This is a genomic window from Halomonas sp. DP5Y7-2 (assembly GCF_019802025.1).
Classification (GTDB): domain Bacteria; phylum Pseudomonadota; class Gammaproteobacteria; order Pseudomonadales; family Halomonadaceae; genus Halomonas; species Halomonas litopenaei_A.
In genome coordinates this window covers 557,088-582,285 of record NZ_JAHVHY010000001.1, presented here as the reverse complement: position 1 = coordinate 582,285, position 25,198 = coordinate 557,088, and the positions used below count along the sequence as shown (strand labels likewise).

The window sequence follows — 25,198 nt, the reverse complement described above, 5'->3', positions numbered from 1 at the left end:
CCTTATTGTTGATGAGAGATGGTTGATAGGAGGGTAATGGCAGGCGTCTCGTGGACGCATGATGCCACCTTAGCGAATCACGCCCCCGTCAGGAAGGAAAAAAAGGGGGCAGTGAAACGGTAGTTCCCAACGCTCGTTTGACGATCGTCAAGGTACGCCGGAGGGACTGGCCTCCGGCGTTGGTCTTTAGCCTGAAGCCGGCTTAAGGTGCGCCAGCAAGCGCTTCTCGAGATAGCGGAACAGGTAGAGGATAGCGAAGGTCAGGCACAGGTAGATGGCCGCGACGAACAGGAAGGCATCGAAGGGCGCATAGAAACGTGCGTAGACGAAGCGAGCGGCGCCGGTCAGGTCCATGATGGTCACCACGCTGGCAATGGCGCTGGCGTGGAGCATGAAGATGACCTCGTTGCCGTAGGCCGGAAGCGCCCGACGAAAGGCGCTGGGCAGCACGATACGACGCATCATCAGGGAGTAGCGCATGCCGTAGGCCCTGGCCGCCTCGATCTCTCCACGGGGAGTTGCCTTGATGGCGCCATGGAAGATCTCGGTGGTGTAGGCCGCCGTATTGAGGGAGAACGCCACCAGCGCCGGGAAGAACGGCTTCTCCAGCAGCACCCAGAGCCAGGTGTCCTGGATGCCCTCGACGAAGACGACGCCATAGTAGATAAGATACAGCTGCACCAGCAGCGGCGTGCCGCGGAAGACGTAGGTGTAGAAGAAGATGGGCATCTTGATCCACCGGCGCTTGGAACCGCGGCCAATGGACAGGGGGACCGCAGCAACCAGGCCAACGATCAGCGACAGGAAGACCAGTTGGACCGTTGTTGTCAGTCCTTCACCGTAGTAGGACAGGGTGTCCAGGGTGAAGATGCTGTTGTCGGCCAGCATTGTCTCCAGTGAGGCGAGCACAGATTCCATCAGTCATGGCCTCCAAAACCGACGTCATAGCGCTTTTGCAGCTTGGCGAAGAACCACTCCGAGACGCTGGCGATCAGCAGGTAGATGATCGCGACGATAATCATGAACAGGAAGGGTTCCCGGGTGGCCTTGGACGCTTCGGCGGCCACCCGAACCATGTCCGACAGGCCGATCACCGAGACCAGTGCGGTGGTCTTGAGCAATACCATCCAGTTGTTGGAAAGGCCGGGCAGGGCGTGGCGCATCATCTGGGGAAAGCGGATGCGCCTGAACACCAGCGCATGGCTCATGCCGTAGGCGCGTCCGGCCTCGATCTGGCCGCTGTCGACGGCCAGAAAGGCGCCGCGGAAGGTTTCTCCCATATAGGCGCCGAAGATCAGACCGATGGTCAGGACGCCTGCCACGAACTCGTTGACGTTGATGAAGATATCGATGTCGAAGCGGTCATACAGCCAGTCGGTGACCATATTGATGCCAATCTGGCCGCCAAAGAACAGCAGCATCATCAGCACCAGGTCGGGGACACCGCGGATGATGGTGGTATAGAGGGTTCCCAGACGATGGGCGACCCAGTTGCGTGACATCTTTGCGCTGGCGGTAATCAGTCCCAGCACAATGGCCAGGATCAATGACAGTACTGCCAGCTCGATGGTGACCAGCGCTCCCTCGAGAAGGCGCGGCCCGTAACCGTGAAGGTCAATCATGGGTCTCTCCTGGCCGTCTCAGCGCTTGGGTGCAAGAAACTGCTTGAGTCGCTCGGAACGGGGATTGCCCAGCACCTCATCGGGAGGTCCGGCTTCTTCTACCTGCCCCTGGTGCAGGTAAATCACCTGGCTGGACACGTCCCGGGCAAAGGCCATCTCGTGGGTGACCACGATCATGGTGCGGCCCTCTTCGGCCAGGTCGCGCATGACCTTGAGCACGTCGCCGACCAGCTCCGGGTCAAGCGCTGACGTCGGCTCGTCGAACAGCATCACCTCCGGGTCCATGGCCAGGGCGCGGGCGATGGCGCCGCGCTGCTGCTGGCCTCCGGAAAGCTGGGCGGGATAGTAGTCGGTGCGCTCCGCCAGGCCAACGCGCTCAAGCAGCGCCCTGGCATGCTGGATGGCTTCTTTCCTGGGCTTCTTCAGCACATGCACGGGCGCTTCGATGACATTTTCCAGCAGGGTCATGTGGGCCCACAGGTTGAAGCTCTGGAACACCATCGACAGTTTGGCGCGCATCTGCACCACCTGGTTCCAGTCGGCGGGTTCCCGCCCGTGCTTGGTTTCCTTGAAACGGATCTGCTCGCCATGAACGATCAGTTCGCCTTCATTGGGCTGCTCGAGCAGGTTCATGCAACGCAGGAAGGTACTCTTGCCGGAGCCGGAAGCTCCGATCAGGGTAATGACGTCACCCTTGCGGGCCTCCAGGGACAGCCCCTTGAGCACTTCGGTGTTGCCGAAGCGCTTCTTGATGTTGCGCACTTCCAGCGGAATCGGTGTATCAGCCATGGATCGGGCTCCAGAGAAAAACGGCCGTGCCTGGTAAGCCGGCCGAATGGCGCGGGCTGGCGCGAAAAAACGGGGGATTCTAACAGGCTTGGGTCGGCGCAGCAGACGAAGCGAAATACAGAAGCATTATACCTTCGTCTAATCTGGAGGGGCGGGTCATCATGATGTTATCTCCAAGTTGTTGTTATCTCGAGAATATCGGGGAGATCGCAGCGTACAGGGTCAGTCCATGTCGAGAGCAACAGGGGCGACCAGAAGCGCTGCACGGGCGCCGAGTTCCACCTTGGCGTTGGGAAATACCACGCTCAGTGGTGTTGCGCCGATGCGCGTTTCACCGGCCTTGGCGTCGCGGGCGACGACCTCGCCCGGCGCGAACTCGGTGAAGTTCGGGGTGTTGTCGGCAAAGCACAGCGTAAAGTCCTCGCTTTCGCGAAAGACCTCCATTTCCACCGCGAAGCCCTGTAGATCCGCGATCTGCCCCTCTCGCGGAGACAGTCCGCTCAGCAAGGCCAACAGCAAATCACCCATGGCAGCAAGGGGCGCAAGATCATTGTGACCGAAGGGCAGCGCCTTGCCGAGTTCCAGCGTAAACGCCTGGGCCTGGTGGTAGTGCTTGCTGTAGTGGGAAAAGGTCCAGCTATGCTGATGCTGCTTGAGCGCCGCCTGAATGCCAGCACCGGCCATCCATCGCCACTGCTGTGGTTCGGTAAGCGTGTCAGCGAAGGGGGCCACCACGAAGCGCGGATAATGGCTGTCGCGAATGGCGGTATGCAGGTCGTAGTGCAAGCGTGGCAGCTGGGGGTGGTCAGCAAAGAAGGTATCTACTGCCGCCATCAGTTCACGCGCACGGTCGGCCTCATCACCGGGTTGGTCCAGGCCTTGGCGGAACAGCCGATTGAGGTTGGTCTCGACGAAGCGCGTGTTGCGTCGAATGGCTTCCAGGTTGCCCAGGATCACCAGCACGGGAGCCCCCAGCTCGATGAAGCCGGCCTCAAGGCGTGCCAGGCAGTCTCCGAGCAGCTCGATGGGGGCCGTCTCGTTGCCGTGGATACCGGCTGACAGCACGCAGGCGCGTGCGTGGGGAGATACGTGGTCTGGGGTAAGGCGCAACACCCCTGGCGCTTCGATGCGGTAGTGTCCGCCGTGAATCCTGCCGTCTGACGGGAGCGAGGCGGAAGCAGCGTCGAGGCTTTTCGACAGCCAATCAGAAAGCATGTCGAGCTTCCTCTGTGGTGCTACACAACATACGGGTATGGCGAGGTAGAGCAAGCAACATGGGCAGCGTTCTTTGTTGTCGTATGCGGTGGTGGTGTGTGACGCCTACCGCTGGGCGTCGCCAACTCGGCACGCTGACGCGACGCCAGTCTGGCGAACCGGCGCCGAGGAGCGCACTGCCCTCACGGTGATCACGCCATCATGTGGATCCAGTGGCGCTGGCCCGGAGCACATTCTGACGCCTGCTCCTGTGCACGTTCCGATGCAAGTTCCGGTGCAGGTTCCGATGAGAGCTGAGCCAGCTTCGGCACGCTTCACGCTAGCTGCAAGGGCGGGCGTCGATCTGGTGTAAACCCGGGGTGCGAAGATGAAAGGTCGTGTAGCGTCGCCGGCGAGCACCGGTAAAGGGCGGCTGCAATGACGTCACGGCGCAGTGCTGGCGTCTCACGGCCTTGCCGCTACATTCGCCCCGGCTCGCCGATTCGCTTCGGCGAGCCGGGGCCAGGCTCAGGAGGTCTAGGGTTTGTACGAAAAGTCGACGAGCGAAGGTTAGACAAGGCAAAAATCGGTGAGAAAGCGCAGTCTACAGGGTGTAAATGAGCATTTTGACCGGGCTGGCGTACCAGCCGATTTTTAACGCCGTATTACCGAGCGCAGGCACTTTTCAGGCAAGCCCTAGATTCCCCGTGCACCGGTGTACAGGGTGTAGATCGACTGACTGGCAGCCATCAGCAGGCGGTTGCGTTTCTCACCCACAAAGCAGACGTTGGCGCACACCTCTGGTAGCAGAATACGGCCGATGAGGGTGCCGTCACTGGCGAAGACGCTGACACCATCGATGCCCTCTCCTCCAGACGTACCAACCCACAGGTTGCCGTCCTCGTCGCAGCACATGCCGTCGTAGCCCTCGGTCTTGCTCTCGACCAGCCGCGTTGCTTCGCCTAGCGTCTTCTGGTCGCTGTCCAGGGTGAAGCGGGTAATGGTCGCAGGTTGGTCGGGATGGTGAGAGGGGGCCGTGTCAGTGACGTATAGGGACGTGCCGTCCGGGCCCAGAGCGATGCCGTTGGGCTTGAACAGCTCGGTAGTCAGCCGTCGAGGCTCGTCCAGGCCTTCTTCCCAATAGTAGATCGCAGTGTCCAGCTCCAGCTCACGCTTCTGCCCCTCGTAGTCGGAGTGAGCGCCGTAACCCGGGTCGGTAAAGATGATCGCGCCCCCCGGAAGCGTTACCAGATCATTCGGGGCATTCAGGGGTTTGCCTTCGTAGGTGCTCGCCAGCACGCTGAGGCTGCCGTCCCACTCATAGCGTACTACCCGTGCAGGGGAGTGTTCGCAGGCCACCAGCCGACCGCGATCATCGAACGCGTTGCCGTTGGAGTGCCCCACGTGGTCACGCAGCACAGTGACCTGACCACTGGCCTCGTCCCAGCGCATCTGTCGCGCTCTTGGGATATCGCTGAACACCGCGTAGCGGCCGACGGCGTTCCAGGCAGGCCCTTCCAGCCACAGCCCACCTGTCCATTCGCGCTCCAACGGAGCGTTGAACAGCTTGTACGATGCGAATCGGTCGTCTACCACCTGCCATGCATCGACCGGGTAACGTTGGGGGGCGGGGGCCTGAGCGAACAGCGACGGTGCAAAGCTGCTGGCGCCGATGGCTGCCGTGGCAGCAAGAAATTCTCGTCTTCCAAGTGACATTGGGGAAACCTCCATGCAGTGAAAAGGCAGCCACCATGGCCGCCCCTTCAGCGTATGAGGTAATCATGCATCTGTATGTTATACATTCTGACGAGGGCTGGTGGACCTGATCGGCGGCTCACGCCCCTTGTCGATACGCGGTGCAGGCCTCGCCCTGGTCGACGTTGATCAACTCGTCAACCGGGTAGTCGAGGCGTTCGGCGCGCTCGACCAGCGATTGGTAGGTCGCCTGGTCCAGTTGAGGACTCCGCGCCAGAACCCAGAGATAGTCGCGGTCTGGTCCGGTGACCAACGACCATTGTCCTGCGTCGTCCAGCGCCAGAATGTTGTAGCTTGAGTAGAAGGGGCCGAAGAAACTCACTTTCAGGCGGCCCACATTGTCTTCCTCAAGCAGGTAGGCCTTGCCTTCTGCCACATCCACGTTGCCCTCGGCGAGGTTGACGCCGCGGTTGATCACTCGCACGCCACCGTCGTCGCGCAGGGAGTAGTCTGCGGTCACGCAGTCCAGCCCCTCTTCAAAGCTGTGATCGAAGCGAGCGATCTCGTACCAGCGCCCCAGGTAGTCATCAAGGGCAAAGTCATTGATGGGTTGGGTACCCGAAGGCAGCCCGGTGCAGCCGGCCAGCGCCAGCATGCTGAGGGGAAACAGGGTGGTCAGAGAGCGAAGACGGCGTCCGTGCGAAGACATGATGACTCCAGAGAAACGTTCATGATGTAAAGCTAGTGTATGTCTCTGGTATCAATGTTGTCCAAGGATGGGGCGGCTTCTGCCAATCGCCACTCCGGTGCTGATACCGGCGTGGTCAGATGGCTAGTGGGGGACAGGGAATCAGGGCGTGGCCGTGAAGGACAGTACGACAGGGAATCAGAAGACAACAGGGAGCCTGGGGATGAAGGATACGAGGTCACGTAGTGAGGCGGTATTGGCAAGAGTCGATGAGCACTATGCTGGCAAACCCGCTGGCAAACCTGCTGGCCGCCTTGATGCCCGTTTGACCGACCGGCTGAGAGATGCCTTTCAGACGGCAGGCTGCGATGTGGAGCGGCTGAGCCTGGACGAGATAGCGGGTGTCGACCAGCTTCATCTTGGCGGCCGCGCGGCGAGTCGACGGCTGAGTCGGTTGGCTCAACTGCCCCCTGGCAGCCGCGTGCTGGATATCGGCTGTGGCACCGGGGGTGCCAGTCGCCTGCTTGCCGCTGAAGGCGACTGCCAGGTGGTGGGGATTGACGTCACGGCGGAGTTCATCGATGTGGCCAGATGGCTCAGTCGTGCCACCGGGCTGTCGTCCAGGACCCGGTTCATCTGTGCCGATGCTGCCGAACTGCCGCTGCCCAGCGCAAGTGTTGACGCGGTCTGGTGTCAGCATGCGCTGCTTAACATGCCGACCCCCGATGCGGTGATCGGCGAATGGTGTCGAGTCCTTGCCGGTCAGGGCAAGCTGCTATTGCATGAGGTGGTCAGCGGTGACAACCCCTCACCGCTGGTGCTGCCGGTGCCCTGGGCAAGTCGCCGAGAGCATAGCCAGCTCGAGTCACTGACTCAGCTTGAGCGGCGCCTGGAAAGCGCTGGCTTTGAATGCCTGACACTTGAGGACGTGACGGCCGATGCCCTGGCATGGCGGGGCAAGCATGCACGCCACGAACAACCGCCACAGGCTGAGACGACGCAGGGGACGCCCGCAAAGACGGAGGGCAGCCGTCACAAGCTGCCCGGCGCGGCGGCCATCTTCGGTGAGTCGTTTGTCGACATGGGGCGTAACCTGCTCGACAACCTTCAGCACGACCGGGTGAGGGTGGTACAGGGCGTGTGGCAGCGGGGCTGACCTGTTCGATCAGGCCTGCCCCGCCGGCCTCAGCCTTGAGCAATCCGCTCGCTGATGGCACCACCCAGTCGCTCGGTGGTACCAGTGCCACCAAGATCCGGCGTCAGGACCGCCTTGTCGCCGTCTTCCAGTACGGCTTCGATCGCCGCGAGGATGGCGTCGCCGGCGTCCTTGTGTCCCAGGTGTTCGAGCATCATGGCTCCGGACCAGATCTGGCCGATGGGATTGGCGATGCCCTTGCCGGCGATATCCGGTGCGCTGCCGTGAACTGGCTCGAACAGGCTGGGGAAGGTGCCCTCAGGGTTGATGTTGGCAGAGGGCGCGACGCCAATGGTGCCGGTGCAGGCAGGCCCCAGGTCAGACAGGATGTCGCCGAACAGATTCGAGGCGACCACCACATCGAACCAGTCCGGGTGCATCACGAAGTTGGCGGTCAGGATGTCGATATGAAACTTGTCGACCTCGACATCGCTGTAGTGCTTGGCCATCTCGGCCACGCGACTGTCCCACCAGGGCATGGTGATGGCGATGCCGTTGGACTTGGTGGCGGACGTCAGTTTCTTGCGCGGCCGGCTCTGGGCCAGGTCAAAGGCGTACTTGAGGACTCGGTCGACGCCGTGGCGGGTCATCACGGTTTCCTGAATGACGACTTCCCGATCAGTGCCCTCGAACATGGTGCCGCCAACGCTCGAATACTCGCCCTCGGTGTTCTCGCGAACCACATAGAAGTCGATGTCCCCGGGCACGCGTCCCGCCAGAGGACTCTTGATCCCCGGAAGCAGGCGGCAGGGGCGCAGGTTGACGTACTGGTCAAACTCGCGTCGAAACTTGAGCAGCGATCCCCACAGCGAGATGTGATCGGGCACTTTGTCGGGCCAGCCGATGGCACCATAGAAGATGGCATCAAAGCCGATCAGCGTCTCACGCCAGTCGTCCGGCAGCATCTTGCCGTGCTCGAGGTAATAGTCACAGCAGGCGAAGTCAAAGGTCTGGGTGTCGAGCGCAATATCGAAACGCTTGGCTGCGGCCTCCAGGGCGCGTACGCCCTCTGGCATGACTTCGGTACCGATGCCGTCTCCGGCGATGATCGCAATGCGATGGGACATGGGGCGAGCTCCTGTCAGCGTTGATGTTGATCTGTTGTTAGTGGAGAGACTGCCAGCCGAGTGGTTGTGGGTTGAACGGCCGTCTGTCGTCAGGTCGGCGGTCCTGACGTTGACCAGGTCGCCGTCGCTGAAGCCAGTGTAGCCCTTTACGTGAATGGGATAATGGGGCTTTATGGCAATTCATTGTTGAATCTTGGTGGAGAGTGGCGTGGCGTCACTGGATGATCTTGCGTTCTTTCGCCAGCTGGCGCTGGCAGGCAACTTGACGGCTACGGCGCGGGAGCTTGGGCTGTCGCTGTCGGCGGTGAGCAAACGGCTCAAGCAGATCGAGGCGCGGCTGGGGGTTGAGCTGGCCACGCGTACCACCCGCCGGTGGACCCTGACCGCCGAGGGAGAGCGGTATCTGGCCCGTGGCATGGCCCTGCTGGAAGAGTTGGCAGAGCTGGAAGAGAGCCTGGGGGAGGACCGCCGCGCACTGGCGGGGCCGATTCGCATCAATGCCACCTTTGGCTTCGGTCGCCGCCACGTGGCTCCACTGCTATCCGATTTCTGTGCCCAGCATCCCGGGATCGAGGCATCGCTTGAACTGTCGAACTTTCCTGCGCCGCTGGTGGAGGGGGTCGATCTGGGGATCCGTATCGGCGAGCCACCGGACTCGCGCCTGATCGCGCGTCGGCTGGTCATCAACCGTCGAGTGCCCTGTGCCTCACCTGACTACCTGGCCCAGCACGGACGGCCCGTCGCCGTCTCCGACCTTCAACGCCATGCCTGTCTGGTGCTTCGCGAGAACGATAGTGACTTTGCTCAGTGGCGCTTTGAAGATGCCCAGGGCAAGGAGGCATCGGTGAAGGTCGGTGGGCGCCTTGCCAGCAATGACGGGGAAGTCATCAAGCGGCTGGCGCTAGACGGCCACGGGATCATGCTGCGCTCCTGGTGGGATGTCTGTGATGACCTGGCGGCGGGAAGACTGGTTCAGCTGCTGCCGGGGTGGCAGGGAGTCAGGGCCGACTTCTTCGCGGTCTATGCCCAGCGCCGTCACGTTCCGGCTCGACTGCGGGCGCTGGTCGACTTTCTCGCGAAGGGACTGGAAGACCGCATTGCTGTCCCGGCTTGAGCGACGGGCTGGCGCAATAGGGCGCTGGCTCAGCCCTGTCTGGCCAGCACGCGCAAGCGTGACTCCAGCATGTCGCGGTCCAGGTAGGTGCCCTGCAGGTGGCGCTCGCCGGTGCTGGGGTCAAACGCTTCGCGACCGTGGAGAACCCGGCGATTGTCAAAGGCGACCATTTGCCCTGGCTTGAGCTCAAGGGATATTCGGTGCTCCGGGGCGTTCAGCAACGCCCAGAAATGGGCGTAGGCCTCGTACCAGGGGGCGATCAACGCCTCCGGCAGGTGGAGGGTGTCACGAATCCAGTTATTGAAGCGAATCTCGCGAATGCGCCCATCCGGCGCCACGTCTATGACCGGTTCGCGCACGCCAATATCCTGCTCGTCATCCTGAAAGCGAAAGTCGATGGGCGTTGTCGCCAGCAGGGTGAAGTGGGCGGGATGTTCGGCCCGCAATGCCTCAGCGACCTGAACGCCGTCGGCAAAGATCGAGCCGCCTCCTTCGGCATCGTTCTTGAGGCAGTAAAGCAGCTGTATGTCCGGCGGCTGGCGCCAGTTGGGCAGGTCCGTATGCAGCGCCAGGCCGATGGCCGTATAGGCTGCGTTGTTGGGGTTGGGCTTTGAGACCACGTCGAAACGTGCACCGAAGTTGGTCGCTCTGAGCGGTCCAATACGCTGCGCCAGTCGGCTGACTTCGTCCAGGGCCAGCGGGCCGTCATCCAGCAGCACCAGGCCATCGCGCAGCAGTGCGGTGAGCCACCGTTGTTCGCCCTCACCGCCGGCGACGAGGTCTGAGTGGCGTACACGCTCGGCAGCGAAACCATGGGGCCACGCCACCGTGTTGGGCAGCGGCGACGGGCTTGAATACCCTGGCCGGCGCTGATGCAGCCAGCCGCTGGCGAACCGGCTGATATGCTCATCCTGCCAGGACAGCTGCAGCTGCCCTTGTACGACCCGTGCACCAGACAGCCGTGGCGTTTCCTCAAGGGGCATCACCAGCCGCTCCCGGGTCTGCGGGTGTCGGCATCGCTCGCAGGCACAATGATCACGAAGCCAGATCAGCGGGTAGCTGCCCTCGTCACCGTTTTCCCAGGTCAGCCTGACGTGGGATTCGCTGGTGCTGACGGTGGCAAGCCATGGCCGGTCGGGGTAGGGGGCGAGTTCATGCATGTCGATCAGCGCGTCAGCGCGTAGGGAGACGTCAGTCGCTTGAGGCGGCACGGCATCGCTTTGCATGGAAACTCTCCTGAAGCGGCATGTTGAAGGTGAGGGAGGGGAAACATGGTGGCGGCTCGAGCCCGTGTCGACAAACGACTAATATGGGGTCTTAGGCCAAGCTCTGCTTATGGCACCTTTTTGCTTGGTGCCAAGTAAACCAACCACTACGCGGATGGATACGAGATGAGCGCTCTTCCTCCTCTCCACTGGCTGCAGGCCTTCGAGGCCTCGGCGCGCACGCTGAGCTTCACCGCAGCAGGACAGGAACTGTCGGTGACACAGGCGGCCATCAGTCAGCGCATCAGGTTGCTGGAGGACCGTCTGGGGCAAGCCCTGTTCGTACGACACCCTCGCAGCCTGTCGTTGACCCCGGCAGGCCAAGCCTGGCTGCCGAGCGTGCAGGAAGCCTTCGCGCGCCTGGAAGAGGGGACGCTTGAAGTGTTCGGTACCACCTCGGAAGGCCAGGTCACCCTGCGCACCACGCCCGCCCTGCAGCATTATTGGTTGGCGCCTCGGCTGGCGCGTTTTCACGCCACTCATCGCGATATCTCGGTCAGGGTGGTCAGTGCCATCTGGAGCGCCGACTTTGGCGCCCAGGGGGCGGATATGGAAATCCGCTACGGCCGAGGGGACTGGGGGAATGTGGAGAGCATCAGCCTGGGCAAGGAGTCGCTGATCCCCGTATGTTCACCATCGCTGGCCGAGCGTCTGGCCTCACCGGGGGATCTGGCTGGACAGACGCTGTTGCACGCTGCAGGATTCGCCTCAGGCTGGCCGGCGTGGCTGTCTCTGGTGGACCAGGCAGCACTGTCGCGCCAGTGCCATAGCCTGGTATGTGACAACCTCAGCATGGTCATCAGCCTTGCCGAGCAGGGCGTCGGAGTGGCATTGGTGCATCAGCGCCTGCTGACTGGCAGGCACTCCCTGGTGGCCCCTTTCGCGACGGCATTGCCCGTGGATGAAGGATTCTGGCTGTGCCGGCCAAAACGGCAGCAGGGGCAGGCCGCACACGGTCTGTGGACGTGGCTGCTGGCCGATCGGGAGGATGCCGAAGGTTCTGTCATCACCCCTGCCTCCACCTGAGTCACCTGAGTGCTCGTATCCATGATGGCCAGGCGGGGCGAACCATACACGCGTAAACTTGTCCTCATAGGGTTTGTTGCCAGCGCCGTTGCCGTCGTCCACGCCACTCGAGTGACGACCGTTTCACGCAGGCGTTAGACGCTTTTTTTCTACCTGCTTTCGGGAGCGAATAGCCACCGTGAATGTGCTGATGTTCACCAACACCTATGCACCCATTGTGGGCGGGGTGAGCGAATCCGTGCAGCGTCTCAAGTCCCAGCTCCAGGACGCCGGCCATGCTGTGCTGGTGGTGGCACCTCGGCTGGAGGGACAGCCGGACAACGAGCCGGACGTGGTCAGGGTGGCGGCGGTCCAGCAGTTCAATGGCAGCGACTTTTCCCTCCCCGTACCGATTCCCGGGCAATTGTTCGATGCCATCGAGTCCTTCGAGCCAGACATCGTGCATTCCCATCATCCTTTCCTGCTGGGGGATACCGCGGCTCGAGCAGCGGAAACGTACGGACTGCCTTTGGTGTTCACCCACCACACACTGTATGAACACTACACCCACTATGTGCCCGGGCATTCGCCCCGGATGCAGCGCTTCGCCATCGCCCTGGCGACCCAGTACACCTGGCTGTGTGACGAGGTCATCGCGCCGAGCGAGAGCATCAAGGCGCTGTTGGCGGAACGTGCGGGCAATCCGCAGACCACGGTGGTACCAAGCGGTGTCGATACCCGTCGGTTTGCCGGTGGCCAGCGTGACCGTTGGCGTAAGCACTTCGGTATCGGTGACGATGCGCTGGTGCTGGGACATCTTGGTCGCCTTGCCAAGGAGAAGAATCTGGCCTTCCTGGCCCGTGCTGTGTGCCTGGCGTTGACGGCGCGAACGGACGCCTGGTGGCTGGTGGTGGGTGACGGCAATGCGCGGCAGGTGGTCGAGAGCATCGCCCAGGAACAGGGGGTGTTGGATCGCGTCTGCTTTACCGGGTGTCTGCATGGCCAGGAGCTGATCGATGCCTACCATGGGATGGATGTGTTTGCCTTTGCTTCGTTTAGCGAGACGCAAGGCATGGTCGTCGCCGAGGCGATGGCGGCGGGCTTGCCGGTGGTGGCCCTGGACGCGCCGGGCGTGCGCGAGGTGGTGCGTGACGGTGCCAACGGCCGCCTGCTGCAGAGCGAGGACGAGAGTGCCTTTGCCGAGGCGCTGCTGGAGTGCGGTGAGCCCGAGTGCTGGCAGGACCGGCATCAGGCCGCGCTGACAACCGCAAAAGACTACGATGAGTCGCGCTGTGCCGAGCGTTGCCTGCGCGTCTATCGCCTGGCCATCGCCCATGGCGGCCCCTTTACACACGCAGACGATGGCGGCTGGGAGCGGGTGCGCAGCCGTCTTGGCGCTGAGTGGCAGATGCTGTGCTACCGAGGGCGAGTCCTGCGTCACGTGGTGCAAGACGAATGGCGGGAAGAGCGTCCTTCCTGGTGGCCTGGGCACCACCATGGTGAACCGAAGACACCGGCTCGCCGAGAAGAGTCGTAGGCGTACCCTGGCCTAAGACATGTCGAAGGGTTGCTGTCGTCAGCATGCCGTTGCGGTGCGTCGCTTGGCGGTTGTTCCCTTTCCCTGGCTGGTGCACGATAGTGTCATGACAATGCAGCAGGATGGCATGAATGCCTGGCGTGGAGGTGGCAGGGTGTCCAAGGCAAGCGAACCAGGGGAAATGACGTCTCTCGATGTCGACTTGACCATCGAATTGCCGGTGCGCTTCGTGCACGAGCTGTCTGCTGCCGAGTCGTTACAGGACGTGCTGGACACGGTGGCCAGGTGGTCGCATACCATGTTTGGCGCCAATCGGGCGTCCATCACCCTGGCCAAGTCCGAGACCGAACTGGCATTGATTGCCATGCAGGGCAACAACGCCATTCCCGTAGACGCTCCCATGCCCATCGAAGGGACGATGGTGGGGCGGGTCTATCGCAACCGTCAGGCGGAGTACGCCGCCAGCTTCGAAGGTAGCAGCGATCTGGATTGCCAGATGCTGCGTAGCAAGGGACTAAGGTGTTGTCTCGATGTGCCGATGATCAGCAGCGGTCGCTGCATGGGCACCATGAACATTGCCCATGAGACGCCTGACGCCTTCAGCGACCTCGATCGGCAGCGCCTGCAGGCCATGGCGCACTGGGTGGCGGCCAGCATTCGTATTCATCACCAGATGGAAGAAATGGCGCTGCTGTCCGGTACCGACCCCCTGACCGGGGTATGCAACAGACGGGCCTTCGCCACCCGCTTTGGTGCACTGACCAAGCGCTGGCAGTGCCATAGCGCGGCTCTGGGAATCGCGCTCATCGATCTCGATCACTTCAAGTCCATCAACGACACTTACGGCCATGACGTGGGCGACCAGGTTCTGGTCGCCGTGGCGAAAGCGCTCACGTCCAGCTTTCGCAAGTCTGACCTGATCGCGCGAATGGGAGGCGAGGAATTTTGCGTGGTCATGGCCGATGTGGACAAGCCGGCGCTGATGGTGGCGCTGGAGCGTTTCAACCAGGCGCTGGCCAGTCTCGATGTGTCGGCCGCAGGAGCGCCGATTGCGGTCACGGCCAGTATTGGCGCCCTGTTGATCGATCAGGGGCACGAGGACCTGGGCCAGCTGGTCAGCCATGCCGACAAGGCCATGTACCGTGCCAAGACCGGCGGACGTAATCGTATCGAGTTTGTTCACCTTAAGGAAAGTGCCACCTAGGGCTTGTACGAAAAGTGCCTGCGCTTGGTGATACGGCGTTAAAAATCGGGTCAAAATGCTCATTTACACCTCGTAAACTGCGCTTTCTCACCGATTTTTGCCTTGTCTAACCTTCGCTCGTCGACTTTTCGGACAAAGCCTCGCCCGCACCTGGGGGGCGCTCACTTCACGCCCCGCACTTCACGCCCCGCACTTCAAGCCCTGCTCTCGAGACGCGCTGTTCAAGAGAGGGCTTACCGCGTTATCTCGCTCCGGGAGCGTTTGCGCCGGTCCGCCCAGCGCTTGAGCGCCACCAGCACGGCAACGCCGATGGCCAGTCCCATCACGGAGTAGATCACCTCGCTGCGGCTGTCTGCCGTTACCAGCTCACCCAGCTGGCTGCCCAGCAGGGTAACGCCGGCAAGCCCAGGGGCGATCCCGATGACGGAGCCGATCAGGTAATCCCTGAAACGCAGGTGAAAGGCACCGGCCAGCATATTGGTCAGGGTGAAGGGGGCCAATGGCAGCAGATTGACGATGGTCATGGTGCGTATGCCGCGGCCGGAAAGGTAGCGCGATACGCCGTGGAGTCGCTTGCCGCCATAACGCAGCAGTGCGTCCCGACCGAGTTGCCGGCCGACCCACCAGGTCAGGCATGACGCGGCCAAGGTGCCAATCAGGGCATAACCAAACCCCCACCAGGGCCCGAACAGCAGGCCCGTGGCCGCTACCAGCAGGCTGAGCGGGAACATCACCAGCGACAGGCCGGCGTAGACGCTGGCCACCACCACCATCGCCCATGGGCTATCGCGCCATGCTGCGGCGCCCTGTGCCAGCGTTAACAAGGTGTCGACCGTCAGCAGGTCATGCATCGCCAGCCATTGCCAGGTCAGACCGCAGGCGAGGAGAAGCGTCAGCGCCAGAGTAGGGAGAAGCCAGCGACGGGTCATGACGAGCGAGCCTGTGAGTCGGATGACGGAGCGTCAAGGGCAGCGGTGGGTAGGTGCCATTGATGCGGCTGCTGCTTGAAGTAGCGACAGAGCAGTTCGTACAGGCCGGAATAGGCCTGAGATAGGAGGTCGGGTGCGCTGAAGAAGGTCTCGCAGCAGACCGCGAAACACTCTCCAGGGTGAGTGGCCGCGTAGTCATCGATAGGCGTCGGCTCGCCGCTGGCAACACGTTCCTGAAGATCGCTCCAGACCGCGGAGAATTCGCGATGCCACTGCGCCGAGGCAATGGTCACAGGAAGCGGGGGGAAGCCGTCGACGTCCTGAGAGTTGCCCATGTCGAGCTTATGGGCGAACTCGTGGATGACCACGTTGAAGCCCTCCAGGCCACCGCTCTCCAGCAGGTCGGGCAGGGCAATGACCACCGGCCCCTGATAGAACGTCTCGCCGGCACGCTCGTCCTCGTAGACGTGCATCACGCCGGCCTCGTCCATCTCTTCGACCTGGCGACGAAAGGCCTCGGGCAACACCAGTACTTCGTGCACGTTGGCGAAGGCGTCCTGGTGCTCGTGATCGCTCCAGCCGAGGGTCAGCAGGCAGGCCTGGGCCGCCAGGGCCAGGCGTTCCTCGCTATCCAGTGCCGCAGGGTCCAGGTCCGGGTGCAGGCTCAGGCGCTTGTCGTGAAGAAAGCGCCAGGCGCGCTGCCCCAGGCGCTGGGCCGACGCCTCGGGCACCCGGGCCAGCAAGGGCAGCCGCGCCCGCGCGCCTGCCCAGGTGTCGGCGGGGAAGGGATGACGGGCATCGAAACGCGCTGCTCGCCATCGCCTGAGGCGGGACAACATCAGCTGTCGTCCTGGTCCCTGGCGCCGGACTTCCAGGACCAGTCGCGCAGGCGCAGGTCGAACAGGTCCTTGCGGCGGTCCTTGAGGTTGGTCACCGAGCCCTCGGCGCGGACCACGGTCAACCGCGACAGGTCGAGATCCGAGAACATGATCATTTCGGTGTTGGGGGTGGTCTCTGCCATCACTGCGTCGTGGGGGAAGGCGAAGTCGGAAGGCGAGAATACCGAGGACTGAGCGTACTGGATGTCCAGGTTCTCGATGGACGGCACATTGCCGACGCTACCGCACAGCACTACGTAGCATTCGTTCTCGATGGCTCGGGCCTGGGCGCAATGACGAACCCGCAGATAGCCGTTCTTGGTGTCGGTCCAGAACGGCACGAACAGCAGGTCCATGTCCTGATCGGCGAGCAGTCGGCCCAGCTCCGGGAATTCCACGTCGTAGCAGATCAGGATGCCGATGCGCCCGGCATCGGTCTGGAACACGCAGAGGTCGTCGCCGCCCTCAATGACCCAATCACGCCGCTCTTGAGGGGTGATGTGCAGTTTTGCCTGGCGCTCTACGCTGCCGTCGCGGTGGCACAGGTAGGCCACGTTGTAGAGGCGTCCGTCGTCACCTTCCTCGATCATCGATCCGGCGATGATGTTGATGTTGTAGGCCACCGCCATGCGTGACATTTCGGTCTTGAAGCGCTCGGTGAATCCGGCCAGGAACCGAATGGCCGCCATCTGGTCCTGCTGTGCGGCGCGATCCTGCAGCCCCATCAGCGGGGCATTGAACAATTCGGGAAAGACGGCAAAGTCGCTCTGGTAGTCCGACAGCGCATCGACAAAGTACTCGACCTGCTGCAGTACCGCCTCGACCGATGCAAATTCCCGCATCTGCCACTGCACCGCGCCAACCCGAACCTGGGTGGGACGACTTTCCAGCATGCGTTCGGCCGGCTCGAACAGGATGTTGTTCCACTCGAGCAGGGTCGCATATCCCTGGGACTTCTCGTCCTCGGGCAAGTACTTGCGCAGCAGTCGCTTGACCTGGAAATCGTTGGACAGCTGAAACGACAGGATGGGGTCGTGCAGCTCCTTGCGCGATACCTTGTCGATGTACTCACTGGGAGACATCTGCTCGGCAACCCGGTGATACTCTGGGATGCGGCCCCCGGCCAGGATGGCCTTGAGGTTGAGCTGGCGACAGACTTCCTTGCGCGCTTCGTACAGGCGTCGGCCCAGGCGATAGCCGCGGTAGGCGGGGTCGATCAGTACATCGATGCCGTACATGGCATCGCCATCCTTGTCGTTCTGGATGGTCTCGCGCTTACCGATGAGATCGTCGTAGCGATGAGGGTTGGAGAACTCTTCGTAGTCCACCAGGGCGGTCAATGCAACGCCCACCAGGCGGCCATCGTCCTCGATGACGATCTGGCCGTCAGGAAATTCTGCCACCAGCTTGTCGATGGTGTTCCTGGGCCAGGCTCCGCCAATATCGTGATAGACCTTGTCCATCAGCCCCTTGAGCTGGGGATAGTCGTCGCAGGTCAGGTTGCGGAGATTCAGCTGTAGATCATCGAGGGACATGCAACGTTCCTCCGGAAATGAGTCGCTAAGGCTAACATGCCGCTTGCGGCAGGTGGAAAAGCCGGGAATAGGTGGGGATCAGCGTTGGTTGACAGGAAAACGCGGTAAAAAGGTGCTGTACAAGATCACTCACATAAGACCGTCGGGCTAGCAGCAGCGGCACAAGAGCATCGCTGGAAAAGCATCTGTACAGCAGCCACGAGCCCTGTATCAACGACCCATGTAAGGTGTTCCGCTACACAGTGGCGGTAGTGTCAGGACTTCGAAAAACAGGTGGTAACGAGTATACCTTAGGCACGTCTGTGACGTGAGCCAGCGCCTGTCCCATCGTCAGGGTGGCAGGAGACACCATACACGCAAGACAACTAAGGCAACCGATAGCCCCAGGACATAAAAAGGCCCCGCCCAATGAGGGGCGGAGCCTGACGAGTCACTTTGCGGGCAAGTGCAGCGGCGCGTGCCGCAGTGCTAGAGGTCTCAGACCTCGTTTTCCGGCTTGTTGGCTGAGTCGACGCCGCTATCCTCAACCAGCTTGCCCTCGTCGAGAGCGGAGGGATTATCGCTGTCAGAGGCCTTGTCAGAAGGCATGTGGCTGGAATCGACTCCACCATCCTTGACGATTTCGCCACCGGGGATGGCGCCATCGGCATGGTCGGCCATGGACGGGTCGTTGGCCGAATCGACTCCGCTGTTGTCCGGCGTGACCTCCTCCTGCTGCATATCACCCTGGGCGTGCGCATGGTCGTCGCCGTGGTGGTCTGCCAGTGCGGCGCCGGAGGCGAGTCCAAGCAGTCCAGCAAGGGCCAGGCGCTTGAGCAACGTGGTTGAGAAAGTGTTCATTGCAGTACCTCCAGATGTTCACTGGTCATGGTCTGTACAGGGTCAGTCGATGCCTGTGCGCTGGCTCATCAGTGAGAGCGCATACGTCTCAGTTCAGGGCAAAGAAGGTCGCTGTGGGTGGGGGCTAACAACCAAGAAACGTTAGCCGGACGAGGGCGTGGGAGGCGTGAACCCTTCCTTGGGCTCGGGTGGCATCCTTTTCACTGTCCGGCGCGAGCCGATCCTTGTGCTCAATGTGGGCATCCAAGCCCATCAGTTCCGTCCTGGAACTGTCGGCAGCCTTCCTGGCAGCCGTGGTGATCTAGCCTGGGCCCTTCCATGGGCCCGTCAATCTTCCGTGTCGCTGTCGGGCGTGAGCGAATCCGTCTGCTCGTCGTGGAGCTTCCTGCTCCTGCGGTTCCGTCCTGGAACCACTGGCGGCCTTCCTGGCGCCGCGGTGATCTAGCCTGGGCCCTTCCTTGGGCCCGTCAATCTTCCGTGTCGCTGTCGGGCGTGAGCGAATCCGTCTGCTCGTCGCAGAGCTTCCTGCTCCTGCGGTTCCGTCCTGGAACCACTGGCGGCCTTCCTGGCCGCCGACCCGCGGCATATCCGTGCCGCTAGTGCCGTCCTTTGTCAGGGCGCGTTTATTCGGTTTCGTTGGCAGAGTCGACGCCGCTGTCTTCTGCCAGGTCTCCGGTCGGTTGGGTCTGATTCATGCCGTCGTCAGCACCTTCGGTGCTATTGGCAGAGTCGACGCCACCGTCCTCGACAATCGGCTCATCAGTGTTCATGGCATCGCTGCCATGCTGGCCGCTTGTATCGTGCTGCTCGGTGACGTTGTTGGAAGAGTCGACGCCACTTTCCTGTGCATCGCTTTCCTCGTGATGGTTTGCCAGGGCCATGCTGGAAAACAACGCCATGGCGCTCATCAGTGCTGCTGCCTTGACGATATGTTTCATGGTGAACCTCTCGTCGCTGGTGGGTGCAGTGGACCGCCGGCGTCCTGTGCTCAGCGGTTGTACTAAAGCTATACAACCTGATCTGAAAATGCAAATAAGCCTGATAACTAAGTCTAAGTATTGTTCACTGTTATGGCGACAACGGCGGGCATGTCCCCTAGGCAACAGGGCTTTTGAGGCCGATGGGGCGACGCAAGGTCTGCGCCAGGAGAACCCCGGAAAGCACTAGCGCGCCACCGCTAAGGTGGTGCCACGAAAGAGTTTCACTAAGGAAGGACATGGCGATAAGGGCGCTGAATAGCGGCATCAGGTTGATGAATATGCTGGCTCTGCTGGCGCCAATTTGTCGAATGGCCAGCATCCACAGGTAGGTGGTGACGATGGACGCAGGGATGCCTGCGTACAGGATCAGTCCTATATTTTTTGAATCAATGGGGGTCATGGGTCCCATCAGATAAAAAGGCAACAGCGCGATCACCGCGAACAGCGCCTGGCCGTAGAGCATGACCCAGGGGGAGATGGGGAGCGGCCAACGCTTGAGCATGACGCCATACAGCGCGTAGCAGATAGCGGCCACCACCATCAGGGCATCGCCTGGAGCGACCTCCAGCGCTGCCAGGGTAGCGAGTCGGCCTTGGCTCAAGAGCCAGAGCACCCCGATCAATGCCAGCAGGCCGCCGATGCATCCACCCCAGGTAGGCGCCTCTCGCAGCACCAGCGCACTGAGCAGAATGGTCAGCAGCGGCACCATGGCGGCTAGAATGCCCATGTTGGTGGCACTGGTGGTGGCCGCTGCCACGTAGGCAAGGCCCTGCCAGAGTGCCATGCCAAGCAGACCGAGCAGCGCGAGCCTTGGCCAATGCTGGATGACCTGCCGTCGCTCTGACCACAGTCGTGGCCAGACAAAGGGAGTCATCACGAGTACGGCCAGCACCCAGCGTAGAAAGGCGATGCTGCTGGGAGAGATGGTGCCTACAGTCAGCTGGTTGATGGTCATGTTGCCGGACCAGATCAGCACGGCACCCAGCGGCGCGAGAAAGGGCAGAAGTGGCATGGGACCTTCCGTGTCAGCACTTCGGTGAGTCACAAGCACCACCGCCGCCAGAAGCGGCGGCGGTGGTGGATCCAGCTGTCGGGGACGGCGTGTTACGCGATGGCAGCGGCGCCAGCCTTGGCCACCTGGATGTCCTGATCGGGCTTGACCCCGGAGATGCCCACGGCGCCTGCCACCTGGCCATCGATCATGACGGGGACACCGCCTGACATCAGGCCCTGCATGGGCGCCGACAGGAAGGCATTGCGGCCACCGTTGATCATGTCCTCGAAAATCTGGGTGTCCTTGCGGCCGATGGCGGCGGAGCGTGCCTTGGCCATGGCAACGTCAGCGCTGAAGGGCGCTGCGCCATCGAGGCGGCGTAGGCCCAGCGGATAACCGCCGTCGTCGCTGACCACGATGGTGACGGCGAAGCCGTTGGCGTCGGCTTCCTGTTGCGCGGCATCAAGAATGGCATTGACCTGAGACTGGTCGAGGTAAGGCTTGGTCGGCATGGTGGCTCCTGTTGTTACAGTTAGTTCAAAATGTGGAAAATATTTTCGTTTTCAGTCTAGGCGCTCTGGGACTGTCTGACCAGCGCCTTGTCGACGATCTCGATCCAGTGGCTCTCGCGCTAGCCCAGCGCCTCATCGACGATCTCGACCCAGTGGCGCACCGGGGTGCGGTTGGTGGAGGCAAGATGGGTCTGGCAACCAATGTTCGCCGTGACGACCACATCCGGCTTGCCTTCCTCCAGCGCGTCCATCTTGTTGTCGCGCAACTGGCGCGACAGTTCGGGCTGGGTGATCGAGTAGGTCCCGGCGGAGCCGCAGCAAAGGTGGCCATCTCGCACCGGTGTCAGGGTGAAGCCCATCCTGGTCAGTACCGTTTCCACCGCGCCGTTGAGCTTCTGGGCATGCTGCAGGGTGCAGGGGCAATGGAAGGCCAGGCGCTGGTCGGCACGCACGTCGAGAGTGGTCAGGTCTTCCTGTCCCAGCACTTCGACCAGGTCCTTGGCGGCCTCGCTGACCCGGCGTGCCTTCTCGGCATAGTCGGGGTCGTCGGCGAGCACTTCGACATATTCCTTGACGAAAGCGCCGCAGCCGCTGGCGGTCTGGATGATGGCCTCGCAACCGGCGTCAAGGTGAGGCAGCCAGGCGTCGATATTGCGTCTGGCTCGCTCGCGTCCGGCTTCCTGGGCGTTCAGGTGAAAGTCGATGGCGCCGCAGCAGCCTGCCTCCGGTGCCGGGGTCAGCGCGATGCCTAGCCGGTCCAGCACCCGGGCAGTAGCGGCATTGGTATTGGGGGACAGGCCCGGCTGAACGCAGCCTTCCAGGATCAGCATCTGCCGCTCATGTCGCCGGGTGGGGCGGATGCCTGCATCGACCGGACGAGGCGGCATCTTGCTCTTGAGCGCGCCCGGGACCAGTGGCTTGAAGGTCTGGCCCAGCGACAGCAGCGCCTTGAAGCGAGCAGGCTCGACCAATGCCTTGCGCAGACCGAAGCGCAACGCCTTGTCGGCGGTGGAGCGCGGCACCCGGCGTTCGATCTCGGCGCGGCCGATATCCAGAAGCTTGTGGTACTCGACGCCTGACGGACAGGTCGTCTCGCAGTTGCGACAGGTCAGGCAGCGGTCAAGGTGAAGACGGGTTTCCTCGGTGATCTGGTCGTCGTCTTCAGGGCTTTCGAGCATCTCCTTCATCAGGTAGATGCGGCCGCGAGGGCCATCGCGCTCATCGCCGAGCAATTGGTAGGTGGGGCAGGTCGCGTTGCAGAAGCCGCAGTGTACGCAGCTTCTCAGTACCCTGTCCGCCTCACGCAGGTGAGGCTTCTCGAGATCTTGTTCGGTGAAATGCGTCTGCATGTTGTTATCCGCTAGTCGTGGTCAAGGCTTGCAGCGTCACTGCAGTCTTGCGGTGAAACGGGTCGCCTGTGGCAATCGCTTGGCGCGCCAGGGGCGCATTACCAGTCCGGATACAGCCGACGCGGATTGAAGATGGCGTCGGGGTCGAGTTGGCGCTTTACCTGCTCGTGGTACTTGGCGACCACTGGGGAGAGCGGGGTAAAGGGCTCGGCAGCGCCCGGTGTGAAACAGCTGGCATGCCCTCCAGCGCGCTGGACAACGGCGCGTAGTTCATGGGCATCGACCGCGCCTTTCAGCCAGCGTTGGTTGCCGCCCCAGTCGAGCAGCAGAGTATCCGGGGCAACCCCGTCGAGCGTGAGCATGGCGCTGTTGGTCGGCAGACTGATCCGCCATAGCGGCGCGTCCGAGGCCGTAAAAAAGGGCAGTGACAGCTCCTTGAGTTCGCTCCAGAAGCCTGGCTCTAGCGTGTCGCCACCGATCATGCTGGCGGTCGCCTTCACCGAACTCTCACCGCCCTCCAGGCGCACGTGCAGGGCGCCAGCGTGCCAGGCGGCTGCACTCAGCGGCAGTGGCTTGCGGCCCCACTCTGCCAGGCGCTGCAGCGCATCTTGCTGGCTCATCTCAAGACGCAGGCTGGCGCTGGCGGTGGCCTTCGGCAGCACCTTGAGCGTCACTTCGGTAATCAGCCCCAATGTGCCCTGGGCGCCGACCATCAGGCGTGACAGGTCGTAGCCGGCCACGTTCTTCATGACTTCACCGCCGAAGCGCTGCTCACGCCCCTGGTGGTCGAGCACCCGCAGGCCCAGCACAAAATCGCGCACCGAGCCGGCCCAGGGACGGCGTGGCCCGGACAGCCCGCTGGCGATGGTGCCACCCACGGTGGCGGCGCTGCCGAAGTGAGGTGGTTCGAAGGGCAGCATCTGGCCCTGGTCGGCCAGTGCATCTTCCAGTTCGGCGATCGGGGTGCCGGCTCGCACCGAGACAATCAGTTCGACCGGATCGTAGCTGGTGATGCCACGGTGTTCGCGGGTGGATACCGGCGTACCTTCCACGGGGCGGCCATAGAATGACTTGGTGCCGCCACCTTCGATACGGATGGGGTGAGCGCTGCTGGCCGCTGCAACGGCCTCGGACAGGGCGGGAAGGCCGTCGGCAGCAGAACAGAAAACATCATTGTTGGACATGCGGGTACCTGCATTCCGGCAAAAGAGAAACAAACATCCGTGCACTCGCGCTATACGGCGATGACCGGTTCACGAGAACCGTGGCAGCTCTGGATGCGGCAACATGGCTAGAACCTGGGCAGCTCTGGATGCGGCAGCTCGTTGTTGTGCACGTGCATCGCTCCGAACTCGGCACAACGCGCCAGGGTCGGGATGTTCTTGCCAGGGTTGAGCAGACCGTCGGGGTCGAAGGCTGCCTTGACCGCATGGAAGGTAGAGATTTCCAGGCTGTCGAACTGGGCGCACATCTGGTTGATCTTCTCGCGGCCTACCCCATGCTCGCCGGTGATCGATCCGCCCGCTTCCACGCATAGCTCAAGAATCTTGCCGCCCAGTGCCTCGGCGGTGGCCAGCTCTCCTTCACGATTGGCGTCGAACAGAATCAGCGGATGCATATTGCCGTCGCCGGCATGAAACACGTTGGCCACCTTCAGGCCATATTGCTGCGACAGGTCGCTGATGCCCTTGAGCACTCGCGGAAGCTCACGCCTGGGGATGGTGCCATCCATGCAGTAGTAGTCCGGCGACATGCGCCCGACGGCGGGAAACGCGTTCTTGCGACCTGCCCAGAACTTGGCTCGCTCGGTTTCGTCGCGGGCCAGCTGGACATCACTGGCACCCGCCTTGGCGAGAACACCGCGCACGGTCTCGATATCGTCGTCGACGTCGGCCTCGACGCCGTCGAGCTCGCATAGCAGGATCGCCTCGGCATCCACCGGGTAGCCGGCTCGGATGAAGTCCTCGGCGGCGCGTATGGCCAGGTTGTCCATCATCTCTAGGCCGCCAGGAATGATGCCGGCAGCGATGATATCGCCCACGGCGGCACCCGCCTTTTCGACGTCGTCGAAACTCGCCATCAGCACCTTGGCGGTTTCGGGTTTTGGCAGCAGCTTGACCGTGATTTCGGTGACCACGCCGAGCATGCCCTCGGAGCCCATCATCAGCGCCAGCAGGTCGAAGCCTGGGCTGTCGAGCGCCTCGGAACCGATCGTCATGCGCTCGCCTTCGATGGTCATCACCTCGAGCTTCAGCACATTGTGTACCGTGAGGCCGTACTTGAGGCAGTGCACGCCGCCCGCGTTCTCGGCGACATTGCCGCCAATGGAGCAGGCAATCTGGGAGGAGGGGTCCGGCGCGTAGTAAAGCCCAAAGGGCGAGGCCGCTTCCGAGATGGCCAGGTTGCGCACCCCCGGTTGCACACGCGCGACGCGAGCGTCGGCATCGATGTCGAGGATGCGGTTGAAGCGTGACATGACCAGCAGCACCCCTTGCTCCAGCGGCAGGGCGCCGCCGGACAGGCCTGTGCCTGCTCCCCGGGTCACCACCGGTACGCCGAGCGCGCGGCATTGCTTGAGCAGGGCCTCGACCTGGTCCAGGCGCTCGGGCAGGGCCACCAGCATGGGCAGGACGCGGTAAGCCGAAAGGCCGTCACATTCGAAGGGGCGCAGGTCTTCCTCACGGTGCAACAGGGTAAGATCAGGGGCAACGCGAGAAAGCTCCGCCAGGACTTCCTGCCTGTCGCGGCGCGGCAGGGCGCCGTCCAGGCGTTCGTCGTAGAGGATGTTCATGATGCTTGTTCGCCT

Annotated in this window: 23 protein-coding genes; 5 read left to right on the top strand and 18 right to left on the bottom strand. The window is 62.4% G+C overall.

The window, feature by feature from the left end:
* Nucleotides 1-186: 186 nt before the first annotated feature.
* The 6 genes from KUW18_RS02440 to KUW18_RS02415 all read right to left on the bottom strand — a co-directional run bounded on the left by KUW18_RS02440 (nt 187) and on the right by KUW18_RS02415 (nt 6,009).
* A complete protein-coding gene (locus KUW18_RS02440) occupies nt 187-918 on the bottom strand; it encodes an ABC transporter permease (RefSeq protein ID WP_222161695.1) in 732 nt (243 codons plus the stop codon).
* Nucleotides 918-1,622, bottom strand: a complete 705-nt coding sequence (locus KUW18_RS02435) for an ABC transporter permease (RefSeq protein ID WP_206939930.1) — start codon at nt 1,620-1,622, stop codon at nt 918-920. Before KUW18_RS02435 ends, KUW18_RS02440 begins: the two co-directional genes overlap by 1 nt.
* An 18-nt stretch (nt 1,623-1,640) precedes the next feature.
* The gene (locus KUW18_RS02430; protein ID WP_222560722.1) at nt 1,641-2,411 is read right to left on the bottom strand and encodes an ABC transporter ATP-binding protein; all 771 of its coding nucleotides are present in this window, start codon (nt 2,409-2,411) and stop codon (nt 1,641-1,643) included.
* A gap of 222 nt (nt 2,412-2,633) precedes the next feature.
* Nucleotides 2,634-3,626, bottom strand: coding sequence for a succinylglutamate desuccinylase (locus KUW18_RS02425; RefSeq protein ID WP_206939927.1), 993 nt, complete (start codon nt 3,624-3,626; stop codon nt 2,634-2,636).
* Between the two features lie 675 nt (nt 3,627-4,301).
* Nucleotides 4,302-5,321 (bottom strand): SMP-30/gluconolactonase/LRE family protein, encoded by a 1,020-nt coding sequence (locus tag KUW18_RS02420; RefSeq protein WP_222560721.1) that lies wholly within the window; start codon nt 5,319-5,321, stop codon nt 4,302-4,304.
* 118 nt (nt 5,322-5,439) lie between these two features.
* A complete protein-coding gene (locus KUW18_RS02415) occupies nt 5,440-6,009 on the bottom strand; it encodes a lipocalin family protein (RefSeq protein ID WP_206939925.1) in 570 nt (189 codons plus the stop codon).
* Nucleotides 6,010-6,211: 202 nt separating this feature from the next.
* Between KUW18_RS02415 and KUW18_RS02410 the strand changes: the two genes are divergently transcribed.
* Nucleotides 6,212-7,144, top strand: coding sequence for a class I SAM-dependent methyltransferase (locus tag KUW18_RS02410; RefSeq protein WP_222560720.1), 933 nt, complete (start codon nt 6,212-6,214; stop codon nt 7,142-7,144).
* Between the two features lie 29 nt (nt 7,145-7,173).
* Here the strand turns inward: KUW18_RS02410 and KUW18_RS02405 are convergent, their stop codons facing one another.
* Nucleotides 7,174-8,250, bottom strand: coding sequence for a tartrate dehydrogenase (locus tag KUW18_RS02405; protein ID WP_222560719.1), 1,077 nt, complete (start codon nt 8,248-8,250; stop codon nt 7,174-7,176).
* A 208-nt stretch (nt 8,251-8,458) separates the two neighbouring features.
* On the opposite strand from KUW18_RS02405, the gene KUW18_RS02400 reads away from it, so the two are divergent.
* Nucleotides 8,459-9,364, top strand: coding sequence for a LysR family transcriptional regulator (locus KUW18_RS02400; RefSeq protein ID WP_222560718.1), 906 nt, complete (start codon nt 8,459-8,461; stop codon nt 9,362-9,364).
* 29 nt (nt 9,365-9,393) lie between these two features.
* On the opposite strand, the gene KUW18_RS02395 is transcribed toward KUW18_RS02400, so the two are convergent.
* Nucleotides 9,394-10,590, bottom strand: a complete 1,197-nt coding sequence (locus KUW18_RS02395) for a TauD/TfdA family dioxygenase (RefSeq protein WP_261396388.1) — start codon at nt 10,588-10,590, stop codon at nt 9,394-9,396.
* Nucleotides 10,591-10,755: 165 nt separating this feature from the next.
* Here KUW18_RS02395 and KUW18_RS02390 point away from each other — a divergent pair, with 165 nt between their 5' ends.
* The 3 genes from KUW18_RS02390 (at nt 10,756) to KUW18_RS02380 (ending at nt 14,375) form a co-directional block, all read left to right on the top strand.
* A complete protein-coding gene (locus KUW18_RS02390) occupies nt 10,756-11,655 on the top strand; it encodes a LysR substrate-binding domain-containing protein (RefSeq protein ID WP_222560717.1) in 900 nt (299 codons plus the stop codon).
* A gap of 178 nt (nt 11,656-11,833) precedes the next feature.
* Nucleotides 11,834-13,171 carry a glycosyltransferase gene (locus tag KUW18_RS02385; protein WP_222237170.1) on the top strand — a complete coding sequence of 446 codons (1,338 nt, stop codon included), beginning with the start codon at nt 11,834-11,836 and terminating at the stop codon, nt 13,169-13,171.
* A 106-nt stretch (nt 13,172-13,277) separates the two neighbouring features.
* Nucleotides 13,278-14,375, top strand: coding sequence for a sensor domain-containing diguanylate cyclase (locus KUW18_RS02380; RefSeq protein ID WP_222560716.1), 1,098 nt, complete (start codon nt 13,278-13,280; stop codon nt 14,373-14,375).
* Between the two features lie 233 nt (nt 14,376-14,608).
* On the opposite strand, the gene KUW18_RS02375 is transcribed toward KUW18_RS02380, so the two are convergent.
* The 10 genes from KUW18_RS02375 to glcD all read right to left on the bottom strand — a co-directional run bounded on the left by KUW18_RS02375 (nt 14,609) and on the right by glcD (nt 25,183).
* Nucleotides 14,609-15,304, bottom strand: a complete 696-nt coding sequence (locus tag KUW18_RS02375; protein WP_222483492.1) for a TVP38/TMEM64 family protein — start codon at nt 15,302-15,304, stop codon at nt 14,609-14,611.
* On the bottom strand, nt 15,301-16,143 hold the full coding sequence (locus tag KUW18_RS02370) for a zinc-dependent peptidase (RefSeq protein ID WP_222560715.1): 843 nt from the start codon (nt 16,141-16,143) through the stop codon (nt 15,301-15,303). Before KUW18_RS02370 ends, KUW18_RS02375 begins: the two co-directional genes overlap by 4 nt.
* A complete protein-coding gene (locus KUW18_RS02365) occupies nt 16,143-17,717 on the bottom strand; it encodes a bifunctional GNAT family N-acetyltransferase/carbon-nitrogen hydrolase family protein (RefSeq protein WP_222560714.1) in 1,575 nt (524 codons plus the stop codon). The genes KUW18_RS02370 and KUW18_RS02365 overlap by 1 nt, the downstream gene beginning before the upstream one ends.
* Nucleotides 17,718-18,194: 477 nt before the next feature.
* Complete coding sequence (locus KUW18_RS02360) at nt 18,195-18,557, bottom strand: hypothetical protein (protein WP_206939904.1); 363 nt, start codon at nt 18,555-18,557, stop codon at nt 18,195-18,197.
* Between the two features lie 623 nt (nt 18,558-19,180).
* Nucleotides 19,181-19,495, bottom strand: a complete 315-nt coding sequence (locus KUW18_RS02355) for a hypothetical protein (RefSeq protein WP_222485178.1) — start codon at nt 19,493-19,495, stop codon at nt 19,181-19,183.
* Nucleotides 19,496-19,652: 157 nt separating this feature from the next.
* On the bottom strand, nt 19,653-20,549 hold the full coding sequence (locus KUW18_RS02350) for a DMT family transporter (RefSeq protein ID WP_222560713.1): 897 nt from the start codon (nt 20,547-20,549) through the stop codon (nt 19,653-19,655).
* Nucleotides 20,550-20,641: 92 nt separating this feature from the next.
* Nucleotides 20,642-21,043, bottom strand: coding sequence for a heme-binding protein (locus tag KUW18_RS02345; protein WP_206939898.1), 402 nt, complete (start codon nt 21,041-21,043; stop codon nt 20,642-20,644).
* 119 nt (nt 21,044-21,162) lie between these two features.
* Complete coding sequence (gene glcF, locus KUW18_RS02340; RefSeq protein WP_222560712.1) at nt 21,163-22,392, bottom strand: glycolate oxidase subunit GlcF; 1,230 nt, start codon at nt 22,390-22,392, stop codon at nt 21,163-21,165.
* A 98-nt stretch (nt 22,393-22,490) separates the two neighbouring features.
* Nucleotides 22,491-23,576 (bottom strand): glycolate oxidase subunit GlcE, encoded by a 1,086-nt coding sequence (gene glcE, locus KUW18_RS02335; RefSeq protein ID WP_222560711.1) that lies wholly within the window; start codon nt 23,574-23,576, stop codon nt 22,491-22,493.
* A 107-nt stretch (nt 23,577-23,683) separates the two neighbouring features.
* Nucleotides 23,684-25,183: a glycolate oxidase subunit GlcD gene (gene glcD, locus KUW18_RS02330; protein ID WP_222161711.1), complete on the bottom strand. Its 1,500-nt coding sequence runs from the start codon at nt 25,181-25,183 to the stop codon at nt 23,684-23,686.
* Nucleotides 25,184-25,198 lie beyond the last annotated feature (15 nt).